Origin of the sequence: Paenibacillus xylanivorans (assembly GCF_001280595.1) — a bacterium.
Classification (GTDB): domain Bacteria; phylum Bacillota; class Bacilli; order Paenibacillales; family Paenibacillaceae; genus Paenibacillus; species Paenibacillus xylanivorans.
Window position 1 is genome coordinate 123,763 of record NZ_LITU01000082.1, and the last position, 13,570, is coordinate 137,332.

General features: G+C 46.8%; 11 protein-coding genes. 3 read left to right on the forward strand and 8 right to left on the reverse strand.

Features of this window, described 5'->3' with window-relative positions; genetic code table 11:
• Window positions 1–91 precede the first annotated feature (91 nt).
• Genes AMS66_RS28725 through AMS66_RS28735 form a run of 3 tightly spaced genes read right to left on the reverse strand, consistent with a single transcriptional unit; the run spans window position 92 to window position 3,419 of the window.
• Complete coding sequence (locus tag AMS66_RS28725; RefSeq protein WP_053784028.1) at window positions 92–1,249, reverse strand: hypothetical protein; 1,158 nt, start codon at window positions 1,247–1,249, stop codon at window positions 92–94.
• Window positions 1,246–2,709, reverse strand: coding sequence for a sensor histidine kinase (locus AMS66_RS28730; protein ID WP_053784029.1), 1,464 nt, complete (start codon window positions 2,707–2,709; stop codon window positions 1,246–1,248). Before AMS66_RS28730 ends, AMS66_RS28725 begins: the two co-directional genes overlap by 4 nt.
• The gene (locus AMS66_RS28735) at window positions 2,706–3,419 is read right to left on the reverse strand and encodes a response regulator transcription factor (protein ID WP_053784030.1); all 714 of its coding nucleotides are present in this window, start codon (window positions 3,417–3,419) and stop codon (window positions 2,706–2,708) included. The genes AMS66_RS28730 and AMS66_RS28735 overlap by 4 nt, the downstream gene beginning before the upstream one ends.
• Window positions 3,420–3,623: 204 nt before the next feature.
• Here AMS66_RS28735 and AMS66_RS28740 point away from each other — a divergent pair, with 204 nt between their 5' ends.
• Together AMS66_RS28740 and AMS66_RS28745 are read left to right on the forward strand one after the other, a co-directional pair.
• The gene (locus AMS66_RS28740; protein WP_053784031.1) at window positions 3,624–4,100 is read left to right on the forward strand and encodes an RNA polymerase sigma factor; all 477 of its coding nucleotides are present in this window, start codon (window positions 3,624–3,626) and stop codon (window positions 4,098–4,100) included.
• A gap of 205 nt (window positions 4,101–4,305) precedes the next feature.
• The gene (locus AMS66_RS28745) at window positions 4,306–7,101 is read left to right on the forward strand and encodes a chitinase N-terminal domain-containing protein (RefSeq protein ID WP_407944584.1); all 2,796 of its coding nucleotides are present in this window, start codon (window positions 4,306–4,308) and stop codon (window positions 7,099–7,101) included.
• Between the two features lie 325 nt (window positions 7,102–7,426).
• On the opposite strand, the gene AMS66_RS28750 is transcribed toward AMS66_RS28745, so the two are convergent.
• From AMS66_RS28750 to AMS66_RS28770, 5 genes are all read right to left on the reverse strand, one after another.
• Entirely contained in the window at window positions 7,427–7,633 is a 207-nt protein-coding gene (locus tag AMS66_RS28750; RefSeq protein ID WP_053784032.1) for a DUF5316 family protein, read from the reverse strand.
• Window positions 7,634–7,892: 259 nt separating this feature from the next.
• Entirely contained in the window at window positions 7,893–8,699 is an 807-nt protein-coding gene (gene phnE, locus AMS66_RS28755) for a phosphonate ABC transporter, permease protein PhnE (RefSeq protein WP_053784033.1), read from the reverse strand.
• A complete protein-coding gene (gene phnE / locus AMS66_RS28760; RefSeq protein WP_236703666.1) occupies window positions 8,696–9,559 on the reverse strand; it encodes a phosphonate ABC transporter, permease protein PhnE in 864 nt (287 codons plus the stop codon). Before phnE (AMS66_RS28760) ends, phnE (AMS66_RS28755) begins: the two co-directional genes overlap by 4 nt.
• On the reverse strand, window positions 9,556–10,356 hold the full coding sequence (phnC, locus tag AMS66_RS28765) for a phosphonate ABC transporter ATP-binding protein (RefSeq protein ID WP_024628881.1): 801 nt from the start codon (window positions 10,354–10,356) through the stop codon (window positions 9,556–9,558). Before phnC ends, phnE (AMS66_RS28760) begins: the two co-directional genes overlap by 4 nt.
• A gap of 173 nt (window positions 10,357–10,529) precedes the next feature.
• On the reverse strand, window positions 10,530–11,546 hold the full coding sequence (locus AMS66_RS28770) for a phosphate/phosphite/phosphonate ABC transporter substrate-binding protein (protein ID WP_407944585.1): 1,017 nt from the start codon (window positions 11,544–11,546) through the stop codon (window positions 10,530–10,532).
• Between the two features lie 208 nt (window positions 11,547–11,754).
• On the opposite strand from AMS66_RS28770, the gene AMS66_RS28775 reads away from it, so the two are divergent.
• Complete coding sequence (locus tag AMS66_RS28775) at window positions 11,755–13,506, forward strand: bifunctional metallophosphatase/5'-nucleotidase (protein WP_053784035.1); 1,752 nt, start codon at window positions 11,755–11,757, stop codon at window positions 13,504–13,506.
• Window positions 13,507–13,570 lie beyond the last annotated feature (64 nt).

Consider the following 13,570-nt stretch of genomic DNA (forward strand, 5'->3'; position numbering starts at 1 on the left):
TCGAATCACAAAAAGGCCCTATGGGTTGAGTCCTTGCGTAGCGACTGCATTCCATAGGGCTCTTATGTCTGAGCGTTCCATATTCACATCTTTACCAAGCTCGGAAGCTAAACCGGTATAACTCACTTTTTTCCATGGAGCTCCCGACAACAAAGAGATTGCTGTCATTCCATTTCAACTTGATAAAGTAATCGATATTCCGGTAGATAACCGTATCGGACCCCAGCTTGTGGTCATTCAGATAGGCAATATGCACCTCATTCTTCTGTCCTTCAAGTGTCAGAAAATAGGCAATACGGGACTCCTCCTCATCCAGATCGAAGCTCCAGATGGGCCCTTTGACCAGCAGCTCAAACTTCTTGGTATCCGCTCGGTGCCTGTACAATCCCTGTTCGTTGTTCATCATACCTTGAATCAGCATATCCCCATTCTTCAATACTTTGAACTGCTGTATATCCTGGGCAGGAGGGTATGCGGTAATATCATTTTTGTCGTTAAGAGAGAAGCTATAAACTGCGTAATTTTCTTTCAGTTTGACCAGCACATACACCTTGGTCAGATCCCGGCTGATCTCATACGAATCCAGCATGATTAGGGTATCATCCTGACTTGAAATGTTGCTTTTCTGTGCAACCATGGCAACTAACTCATCATAACTGTACAATTCGCGTTTCTTTCCTGTATTCAGATCCACCATGTTGAATACCAGGTCATCATATCCGATGTAGGATTCATTGCCTACAAAGACGCGTGAATAGGAGTTGTCATTCTTCAGCTTGCGATGTTCTCCTATTTTTAAGTCATATTCATAGGTTGTCTTCTGCGCCTGAGTCGATCGGTATTGGGAATAAATCAGCTTGCTCTGATCCGGACTCAAGGCAATGCCATACTCTGTATTCGTGGCGATATCCTTCAAGAGATTATCATCCATATGCAGCTGTGAAAGCTTGATCCCGGTATAGGAACGATCTGGCCGATTCAATATGACGGTGTTGGGATCAGCTACCTCAAAATCATAGATAGCAAAGTCATTGGGCAGCTTGGTAGCCGACTCAATTTGAATTGTGCTGCTCGGCGGTGGGGTCAAGCGACTGTTGAACTGTTTATCCGGCAGAATGACGGTTCTGGGCTTCGCATGTCCAATGCTGAAGAGACTGCCAATTCCAAAGATGCCTCCGACAAATACAATCAGCAAACCGGATAACATAAGCATATCACGATGTCTGCTCCAAAATCCTCGTTTCTTCATACGTCCCATTCCCCAGGCAGACTGATATTCACCTGTGTTCCCTTGTTCAATATACTCTTCATTTCCACTGTTCCCCCATGCTGCTCTACCGTGTTTTTCACAATGGACAAGCCCAGTCCAGCGCTTCCCTTCTCTGTCCTGTTCATCCCGTTATCCCGGTAAAAGGGTTCAAATACCTGCTTCAAAGCTTCCTCCGGGATGCCTTCTCCTTCATCGCGAATCAGTATGGCTACCGAATCCCCCAGTCGAAACGATTGGACTTGAATGATGGAATTCACATTCCCGTATTTGACTGAGTTATCCAGTACATTCAGAAAGACTTCTTTGAGCTTGTTCCAATCCCCCTGAACATACAGCGTTTCTTCCAGCTCATAACGAATACCGATATTGTACTTGCCCGCCTTAATGGACATGTCTTCGCAAGCTTCCCGAATAATATTCGATACATTCACCCGCTCAAAGCGATAGGTCTGAATCGGTGTGGATGATACGGTCACTTCCAGGATATCGGCAACCATGACGTTGAGGCGCTGGCTCTCATTGATAATATATTTTAACCCTTTCTCGAAGAATGCCTGATCCGTAAAGCCATTATCCCGCAAAATCTGGGCATACCCAAGTATCGTGGTCAGTGGTGTCTTTAATTCATGGGTCACATTGTCAAAAAAAACCTTGTTGCGTGCCTGCAAATGCTTGACCTCATCCCGTTCTCTCTCAATCACATCAATCTGCTCTCTTACCCGATCAATCATGACCGTAAAGCTGGAAGCCAGCTCTCCAATCTCATCCTTCGTTGAGATGTGGATGTCTGCATTCAGGCTGCCTTGTGCAACTTCGGCTGAACGTTTCGTCAGCACACGAATGGGCTTCGTAATCTGCCGTGATATAAAGACAGAACCAATGAAAACAAACACAAAAATGACGGCTGCAAAGCCCTTGATAGTGTTCTGAAAACGCAGATGCCGTTTGAACAGATCCGTATAATCCCTTTCCAGCTGGATGATGCCAAGGATGCTCCCCTCTGACAGTACGGGGAAAGACAGATTCCCTGTTACTTTGCCCTTATCCACCACTGTTGTATAAGCAATCTTTGACTTCATGGCAGCCTGTAGGTCAGAGGTTTTGGCAGCACCCGGCTTCGCCTCAGCACCCACGGTACTAAACGGGGTGGCATCAGATCGATAGACTATGACCTTGCCACCTACAGCGGAACCGATCTGTTCTGCGAGTTCTCGATTCCCTGTTCCCAGGGAGTTCTCACTAATCCGTTTGTTATGAATCAGGAAGTATTGATTGAGCGCGATATCCAGATTTTTTTTGGATTGTATCATGTCCTCCTGCACTTCCCTGTACATGTTCTCCTCACCCACTTTATTCGAAATAATGAGCAAGGCCGAAAAACCGATAAATACGATGACCGAGAAAAGAACGACCATTTTGAACTGGATCGTCCACTTCATGTATGCACCTGAATATTCAGTTTGTACCCCACGCCGAAGACCGTCTCAATAAGTGAAATCCCCTGCTCCCCACTATCCAGCTTTTTGCGGATGCGCTGAATATGAATGTCTACCGTCCGGGTATCTCCGGGAAAATCAAATCCCCACACTTTATCCAGCAACTCAGACCTTGTATGTACCTTCCGGTGATGGTTGACCAGATACAGCAGTAAATCATACTCCTTATTGGTCAGTCCGGCGCGTTCCCCATCCTTCCAGACTTCACGCTCATCCTTGCGAATTTCAATGTGTCTGCCAAGCCGTACCACTTCATAGGACTGATTCTCCAGCGTCTCGCTGATTAGATCAATCCGGCGGAAAATGGCCCGAATGCGCACAACCACCTCACGAATGTCGAATGGCTTCGTAATATAATCGTCTGCCCCCAGCTCCATGCCGAGCACCTTGTCCAGCATATCGGACTTCGCCGTAATCATAATTACGGGAATCTTCGAATTCACGGAAAGCTGTCTACATACATCGAACCCGCTCATGTCAGGCAGCATCAGATCAAGCAGAATCAAGTCTGGTCTGGACTCCCTGAGCAGTTCCAGTCCTTCTCTGCCTGTTGCCGCTTCTGTCATCTCAAATCCTTCCTTGCGCAAAGAATAGGACAGGATGTCGCGAATGGACTCTTCGTCCTCAATAATCAAAATCTGTTTCGGTCTCATGATGAATCTTAATCTCCCTGCTCTATGAATTTCATCTGCCTATATTCTGTATCCCTGCTCTATGAATGAACAGAGGTTCACGGAAAATGTTACAACTCGGATACAAGTCTGGCTTCTTTGGAAACATCATCCCGATATACTTGGAACATAGGGAACAAACCAGACCGGAAAAGGCCAGATCGGTATCCAAAGGGGAAACATCACGTGAACAAAACAGCCATTCATGATGCTTATGTAAACTATAAATCAGAAGTGACACGGTATCTATCTCAGATCGTCAAAAATCAACAGGATGCAGAGGATCTCACGCAGGAGTGCTTCATTCGAATGATGAATGTATCGGCAGACATTCCAGAAGAACGTCTTCTCTACTACCTCAAAAGAATTGCTCGTAACCTCGCCATGGATACATTCCGCAAGCGAACCCGTACACTGAAACGAGACAGTAAGTTGGAGATGCAGACCTATCACTGTGATACATCCGAGTTGGAGATCTCCGAAGGTGTTAACGACCTTGTGTCGATCATCAACAATACAGAGCATCGCAAAATTCTTGAATTACGCGTGATTCACGGGTACAGCATCAAGGAAACCGCACAGCTCGTCAACCGCAGTGAAGGCATGATCAAATCCTCGGTATTCCATGCTGTGAATCGTATTCGGGCCAAAGTCATCTCATAAGAGATGGCTTTTTTTATCCGTAGGCATGACGAAAAATAAACATTTAATGTTATAAAGAATCAAAATTTGTTATATCAAGCGTGACAAAGGAATCATTTTTACAAAACTCGAGTTCGTTTTTACAAATTGTTATGACTATGTGAGATTTTGGTGTGTTAGAATATGGACGAACTCATGTAGTAACTAATATTTGGGAGGGATTTGGTTGGGTAAATTGACACGTATGCGAGGAGTATGGTTAAAATCACTCCTGGCATTGTCCATGGCATTGCCGCTTCAGATCGGATTATGGAACGGAGATGCATCGGTTCAGGCGGAATGGGCTACAGACCCTGCCCCGTTCATTCAGGCGAAGGTTGTTAACGGAAATGCAGGCAAGAAAGTATTGTTCGACAATACTCATGCACAGACAGCCGGAGCGGCTGACTGGGTCATTGACGGAGGTTTCTCTGACTTCGGCAATGCACTCGCGAATGATGGATATGATGTAAAGGAACTGCGCAAGACGACCCCTTTTACCTATGACGATCTGAAAGAATATAACGTGTTTGTCATTGCTGAACCCAATGTTCCCTTCAAAACGACAGAACAGGCAGCCATGAAAGAGTATGTGGAAAAGGGCGGCAGCATCTTCTTCATTGGAGATCACTACAATGCTGACCGTAACAAAAACCGCTGGGACGGTTCCGAAGCGATTAACGGCTATCGCCGTGGCGCATTCGAAGATCCAGCCAAAGGCATGAGCACAGAGGAGCGTAACTCTGAGGCTATGCAAAATGTTTCCAGCACAGACTGGTTGTCCGATAATTTCGGAGTACGCTTCCGTTACAACGCATTAGGCGATATTAACGCTACTAACATTGTGCCTGCTGGACAGGCATTTGGCATTACGGAAGGTGTATCTGCTGTAGCCATGCACGCAGGGTCCACTCTTGCGATCACCGATCCAACCAAAGCCAAAGGTATTGTATACCTGCCGAAAACGAATGCGGCTTGGCCCAATGCTGTTGACCAAGGCGTATACAACGGCGGCGGAGTTGAGGAAGGTCCTTACGTAGCCGTATCCAAGCTGGGTGCAGGTAAAGCAGCGTTTATCGGGGACTCTTCTCCGGTTGAGGATGCTTCACCGAAGTATCTGCGCGAAGAGAATGGCGCTCGCAAAACAACCTATGACGGCTTCAAAGAAGTTGATGACGGCAAATTGCTGGTCAATACAGTCAACTGGCTTGCTACTCAGGAAAATTACACTAACTTGAACCAAGTGAACGGACTTCAACTGGATAATGCAACAGCATTGCTTCCGTTCGAACAACCTGCGGCTTCCACAGAACCACAGGCTGAACCTTGGGCCGCACCAGCTGCAGGATACAAATGGTATGATCGTTCCACGTTCAAAGCAGGTTCTTATGGTGGACCAGCTTCAAGCGCGAACGCTTCCTACAGCTTCGTGAAGCAGGAAACCCTGCCTAATGCGGAGGATTTCCAAATCCGCGTAGTTGTAGAGAACATGCCTGCTAACACAACCGTTTCCGGTTACAGTGCAGGGATTTACCTGACTGGCGGAACACAGGTCGCCATGATTCAGAATGAAGGTGGTACATGGCCGACTTCGTACGGCTATAGCTCCAACTTTAGCGTTACTTCCGACAGCAAAGGTCGCGCAATCAAGGACCTGAATGTCCGCATTAAATCAGGTACAACGGGCGCTGCCAGCCTGCGTCTGCGTCTGAACGGCAGCAACCTGATCACGACTGCAGTTACAGTCGGCAATGTTCCGGCTGAGCAGCTTCCAGAAGAAGAAGGACCAATCCCGGCAACGATCAGCATTGCTGATGCACGCACCAAAGCAGCTGGTTCAACGGTTACGGTTGAAGGCGTAGTCACTACAGAGCCCGGTGCTTTTGGTGGACAATCCTTCTATCTTCAAGACACAACTGGCGGCCTTTATGTTTTCCAAAGTACTGGCGGCTTCCATGCCGGAGATGTGGTTAAAGTAACCGCAGCAACGGCGCTGTACAACAGTGAATTCGAGCTTACGGATATCGTAGCGATCGAGAAAACAGGAACAGCCTCCGTCCCTGCTGCCGTTGAGGTTCCAGCAGTAACGGCTGCAAACCAGGGTCAACTCGTTCAATTGAAAGATGTGACTGTTCAAAATATCATTAGTGCAACACCTGTAGGTTCGTTTGAATTTGACGCGGTTGCAGCAGACGGAACAAGCACGCATGTACGTGTGGATACACGCACAGGTGTAACGCAAACTTCCTTCCCTTATGCGGCAGGCGATAAAATCAGCGTGACCGGTGTTGCCGCTATTTTCAAAGATGTATTCCAACTGAAACCTAGAAGCTTGAACGATTTTGTGGCAGTTGAGGAAGTTCCTTCTACGCCAGCTGTTGGCGCACCGGGTAAACCGGCGCTTACATCCAACAATGGTTATAGCAACGGTCTGTCCGAAGGATCTTACACCGTTAGCATGAATCTCTGGTGGGGTGGCAATGGCACAAGCTATAAGCTGTATGAAGATGGCGTACTGATTGACACACAAAAGCTGACAGATGCTACCCCAGCTTCGCAATCAGCCCAAACAACAATCACTGGCAAAGCTAACGGTACGTATACGTATGTAGCTGAGCTGACGAACTCCAAGGGCTCAACTCGCAGTGAAGCACTCACTGTAAAAGTAGCAAATGCGGTCCCTGGCAAAGCAGTTCTCTCCCAGGACAATTGGGATGGGGACGGCAACTACAAAGTGACAATGAATCTGTGGTGGGGAACAAATGCAACAGAATACCGTCTCTATGAAAATGGTCAACTGATCGATACTAAAGCGCTGAACGCAGTAACACCTAATGCACAAAGCGCCGTGACAGATGTATCCGGTCACGCGAATGGAACGTACACGTATCGTGCCGAGCTAATCAATGCAGCAGGTGTGACAAGCACTGAAACCATTACGGTACAGGTGACAAAATCCGTATCTCTGCCAGCAGCAAGCTAAGTCTCAGTAAGGAATATCTAATGTTTAACCAAGCATAGAAAAAGCGAAGCAAGATCGCCGGGATTCCAGGCAACCTTGCTTCGCTTTTTTTTCGTACCGTAAACACTCTAAATTTTAGTTGAAAATAATACCGCCTGTATAGTAAAAAACGTAAGACGCCGAAAGATTTGAAATGGTTTACATCAAACCCACATGCAATAGCTATTTTGGTTCCTGCAGTAATTGGAACACTCAGTCCAGTCTGTGATCCCGAAAGTATCGTATTAGCCGGGTATGCGGTACCTCCGATATATTGTCGCTATCTTTTATTCTAGCTATCTTGCCCTCAGCTTACTAAAGATATTAAGCCCGCAATGGCAAACGAAAGAGCTCCAGCTAAAGCCGACCATGTGCCTATTTTTTTTTTAATATTACGTTCTTTTCCATGTTCTGAATGAAAATTCCCTCTTTGTTGTGATCCAGTAGTCCATGCTCCAAAGCAAAGACCAGATACAAAAAGGAGTGCTATCCCACAATAGATAAAAAAATCCATTAGTTGATTCTCCTTTTATCATAATTTTCCTACATTACTAAATTTATAACTATACAGTATCATAATATGAGCCTACTTCTAAACAGTAATTTCATATAGGCTTATATATTTATACATAAGAATATGAAATAAATACAAAAAGCAGCACCTGCTATTGCATGGGCTGCTCTTCCGGTAGATCCACAATGAATTGAAACATATCCATCATGTTTTTTATTTTATTCGTCTTTATTAGCAAACAAACTTTACCCTTTCTTCTTTACACCAGCTTCTTGCGGATGTATCCCGAGATCAGATCAATGATCGTAATCATCACGATAATACCCAGTAAGATGATCCCTACTCGCGGCCAGTTCCGTGTGCTGAGTGCGAAGATCAGCGGTGTACCGATTCCCCCTGCCCCGATCACCCCCAGAATGGTTGCGGAGCGCACATTAATCTCGAACCGATACAACGTGTAATTAAGGAATCCAGGCAAAACCTGTGGCAGTACAGCAAACCACAGCTGCTGCATACGAGTCGCTCCGGAAGCGAGCAACGCTTCAGAAGGACCATAATCAATATTTTCTACTTCGTCAGCGAATAGTTTACCAAGCATCCCGATGGAATGCAGTCCAAGTGCAAGTACACCCGCAAAAGAACCTGGTCCTACCGCTTTGATGAATAGCAAAGCCATGATGATCTCAGGAAAGGTCCGAATGAAGCTCAGGACCATTTTTCCTGTACCCGATATCCCACGTAAGCGGCTCATATTTCTGGCAGACCAGAAAGCAAATGGAATACACAGTACAGCGGAAATGACGGTACCCAGCACCGAGATCGCCAGCGTATCCAGCAATCCTCGCAGCAAATCCTCTCCCTCAGGCAGATAAACAAAGTCCCAATCCGGGGAGAAAATCCCGGCGATAATCGCCTTCATGATCTGGCCGGCGGTTTCCTTAAAACCGGTAAACGGTATACCGGCAAGTGCCCAAGCGTACACAAGTATAAGCAAGATTACAATGACCCAGCGAAGCGGGTTCTTCCGTGGTTTGCGCCGGATTACGCTCGTTTCATTTTTCATCATAACAATTTCTCCCGCAGCTTAGTACTTACGTAATCAATGATCAGAACAATGACAAGGGTAAACAGAATGATCACACTCGTTTTGTCATATTCCAGGAATCCAAGAGTTGCTTCATAATACAGTCCGATACCCCCTGCACCGACTAATCCGAGAATCGCAGCGGCACGCACATTAATCTCAAAGGCATACAACACATAGGAAGTAAACTGGGCAGCCAGTTGTGGCACCACGCCATAAATAATCAGCTGAATCCGGTTCATGCCGACAGCGGTCATCGCTTCAAGCGGTCCCTGATCAATCGTTTCCAGCGTTTCGTAAGTCAGCTTGGCAATCAGTCCCACCGAGAAGACAGCAAGTGCCAAGATACCAGGAATCGGTCCCAGTCCAAACACAGCAACGAACAGTGCCGCCAGCAACAGATCTGGCACGGTACGAATCAGGTTCAGTACAAAGCGGGCCGGATAGTAGATCCAGCGGCTGGGCATCAAGTTGCCTGCACAGATGATGGAGACCGGAATCGCGATGATCGCACCAATCGTTGTACCAATCAGAGCCATTCGAATAGTCTCCAGCATGCCCTGAACGATATTATCAAAGTATGTCCAGCGCGGAGGAAACATCTCCTTCAGCAGATCCAGCATGTTCGGGAAACCTTCAATCAGTTCGCTGAAGCTGGCATCAGTCTGTTTGGCACTTGCCCACAAAAGCAGCAGAATGATGACCAACGTGAGCAGATGTTTGGTGCGCCCAGGTGGTTTGGGACGGTGGATAGTCGAACCTGAGCCTGTGCCAGGACGCTTGCCCTTCCCTGATTCGTTCTGCAATGATCCATCTATCGATACGTTTACGGGTTGCTTCATACCAGAACTTCTCCCCGCTGTTCCTGTACAGCCTGTTTATCCAGCAGCTCGTCTGCCAGAATAGGTCTGCCATAAATTTCTGCAAAACGCTCATCCGTTGCTTCGGATACCGGACCATCAAACACCACTTCGCCCGCACGCAATCCCACAATACGGGTAGCATACTCTCTGGCCAGGTCAATAAAGTGAAGGTTAACGATGGTTGTAATGCCGAGATCCTGATTAATGCGTTTCAGATCATCCATAACCTGTTTCGTTGTCAGCGGATCGAGTGAAGCGACAGGCTCGTCTGCCAGAATGATTTTGGCTTCCTGTGCTAGTACGCGAGCTATGGCTACCCGTTGCTGTTGACCACCGGACAATTGATCCGCACGGGAATAGGCTTTCTCGGCAATATTCACCCGCTCCAGTGCTCCAAATGCAAGTTCGGTATCCTCTTTTGGAAAACGACCCAAAATGGTACGCATTGTGGAATGATATCCCACACGTCCAGCAAGCACGTTGCGAAGCACACTGGAACGTTTTACGAGATTGAAGCTCTGGAAGATCATGCCGATATCCCGACGAATCATGCGAAGTGACTTGCCATGGGCTTTCGTAATCGACTTGCCATTAATCAAAATCTCCCCTTCACTGATATCATGAAGTCGGTTAATGGAACGCAGAAGCGTCGATTTCCCCGCACCAGACAAACCTACTACGGCAATAAACTCTCCCTGTTTAAATTTCAGATTAATATTATTCAGGCCCTTGGTGCCGTTAGCGTATGTTTTCGTTACATTGTGAAGCTCAATCATGGCAGTAATCCTTCTTTCATTAATATGGTATTTCGCAGGGTCACGCTGTAATGGGACAAGCCAGCGCAGCGTATGTCACGCTGAACTGGCCTGCCCGCTAATACGATGAAGTTATCCAATGAAAAGATAAGCAATGCAATACGATCATTAACTATCTTTCTTTTAACAGAAAACTACTCGGTTTTTACTTTTTCGTTGTATTGACGAACGATATCAAACTTACTGTCATCAGACTCTACATAACCTTCGTGTGTGTAGATTTCTTTGATGATTTCGTGACCTTGTGGATCTTTACCGATGTCGATGAACGCTTGTTTGATCTTCGCTGTCCAATCTGCATTCATGTCTGTACGTACTGTGATGGTATCGTTAGGAATCGGCTCAGTGAACGCCAGTACACGTGTATCTTCAAATACAGTCGGATAGTCTTTCGCTACAGTGTTACGAGCATCCTGGAAAATCGCTGCGGCATCAACGTCGCCGTTCAGCACTGCCAGCACGCCTTGGTCATGGCCTTTAACCGTGATTGCCTGTACATCTTTCAAAGGGTCAATGCCTCTGTCCAACAACAGGGCTGCCGGCCATACATAACCTGCAGAAGAAGTTACGTTTTGGTAGGCGATTTTTTTGCCTTTCAGATCCTCAACGGATTGGATCGGTGAATCTTTCTTCACAATAATCATGGATTTATACGAATCTGCCAGTTGCTCGGTAGGAGCGCCAGTCTCATCATTTACACCAAAACGTTGTGCCTGAAGAATAACTTCAGCTGCGCCTTTTTCTTTGGCAAGTACATAAGCCGTCGGAGGCAGGAAACCTACGTCCACTTTATTGGAAGCCATTGCTTCAATAATTGTGTTGTAGTCTGTGGATACGCTAACCTTCACCGGGATACCCAATTTGTCACCCAGCAGCTTCTCAAGCGGTTTTGCTTTGGCTTCGAGAGTATCTGCATTTTGTGATGGAACGAATTGTACAGTCAGCTCAGTCGGCACATAACCTTCAGCGGCTTTTTCTGTCTCTGCCGTGTCAGTACCGGAAGCATTTGAACTCGTATCTGCCCCGTTAGCCGAACCTGTTGTACTACTGTTAGACCCACAAGCACTTAGAAACAGAACCAAAATCAACAATGGTAAAAATAAAGCAGACTTCTTCAAGCGAACACCCTCCAAAGAGTTTCTATTTTTCATTACTTGTCTACTATAGTCTTCGAATATTTGCGCGATGTGAAACGAAATTTGGAGTTTTGTAAAGTTTCCTGTCAGGCTGTCAGAGTGGCTTTGATCTGTTAGAATAGCCTCATTACAGTTGATGATACTAGTAGAATCGGTGAATTCCTTTGTACTCCGCCTGTAATTTACTATGTTTAAACTTATATAGTTAGAGGAGATTGTAAAAATGACATCCATAACAACTACGTCAAGCTTCGACATCATGGTAACCAGTGACCTTCATGGGGCCATTCGTCCCATACATTACAATACCAATGCCTATCGTCCAGCCGGACTTGCTTTGCTCGCTTCGCTGATCCGGCGTGAACGAGAACGTTCACCTGAACTGCTGCTTGTGGATAACGGTGATCTGTTGCAGGGTTCTCCTTTGGCCTCGTATGCTGCGTCCTTTGTTTCAGATCATGAAGTGCATCCCTTCATTAATGTTCTGAATGAACTGTGCTATGATGCTGCCGTGATGGGCAACCATGAATTCAACTACGGACTGGATTTGCTGCGTAAAGCAGTTGAAGACTCCCATTTCCCTTGGCTATCCGCCAATATTGTTGTGGAACATCATAAGGAAGATTATGAAAAGTTGCTCGATAATCACAACGCCGACGATCAGTCGTCGTACAAAACTTATCAGGATGACACGATCGTAACCCATTCATATGGAGGGAATTCTGAAAAAGAAACACGGCCCGTTGCACCCTCAGGTGCAGGCATACCCGCCTTCGGTCCTCCGTATCTGATCAAAACCTTGTCTTCAGGCGTCAAAATCGCTTTGCTGGGTGCAACGACACACTATATCCCAAACTGGGAGCATCCGAAGAATATAGAAGGATTACATTTCCTTGATGCTTTGGAGACCATTCGCGCATGGGTTGGCTATATTCGTGAACATGAACAACCAGATGTGCTCGTGGTCAGTTATCATGGTGGTTTTGAGAGTGATCTGGAGACAGGTGAACCTGCCGAGCGGTTAACCGGGGAGAATCAGGCGTACGCCATCTGCCGTGACATTGATGGGATTGACGTTCTTCTTACCGGACATCAACACCGTCAGCTTACCGCTGAAATACATGGTGTGACCGTGGTTCAGCCTGGATTTAGTGGAAACGGTGTGGGTCATGTATCCGTTGAGTTGGACCGGTTATCGAATGGGAAGTGGCAGATTGCAGGAAAACAGGCTCGCTTGTTGCTTTTGGACGAAAATAGTGATGTACAGCCCGATGGGGCTGTTATGAGACTGACGGACGAGTTGGAAGAAAAAGCACAGGCATGGCTGGACCAGCCGATTGGCGAGGTGGCCGGAGACTTGTCCATCACCGATCCTGCCGCATTGCGGCTTGCGGCGCATCCCTTCATTGCTTTTGTACATCAGGTGCAGATGGAAGCAACAGGTGCTCAAATCTCCAATACGGCATTGCTCAGTGAAGAAGCTCGCGGTTTCGGTTCCCTCATTACTGTTCGGGATGTCTTGTCCAATTTTATCTATCCCAACACACTGACGGTGCTGGAGCTTCGTGGTCAGGACATTCGGGATGCATTAGAGCAAACGGCGCGTTACTTTGAAGTGGAGGCTTCGGGCGAAGTTATCGTCAATCCCGCTTACATGCAGCCGAAACCACAACATTATAATTACGACATGTGGGCAGGCATTGAATATGAGCTGGATATCTCCAAGCCTGTGGGAAGTCGTGTGGTGAAGCTGGAACGTGAGGGCATACCTGTTGCAATGGACGCGACGTATTCTGTAGTGATGAACAGTTATCGCGCAGCAGGTGGCGGTGATTATGCGATGTATCCAGGCAAAAAGGTACTTCACGAAGGCGCCACCGATATGGCGGCACTGGTGGAGGATTATATTCGCAGGCATCAACCACTGACCGTGGAGCAGGCGAATAACTGGCGGGTTGTTGGATCGTGTGAGTAATTACTGTAATTGAAAGAAGTAAAATCATTACCCTAAGTCGTACTACTTCAGAAATGCAAAGAGC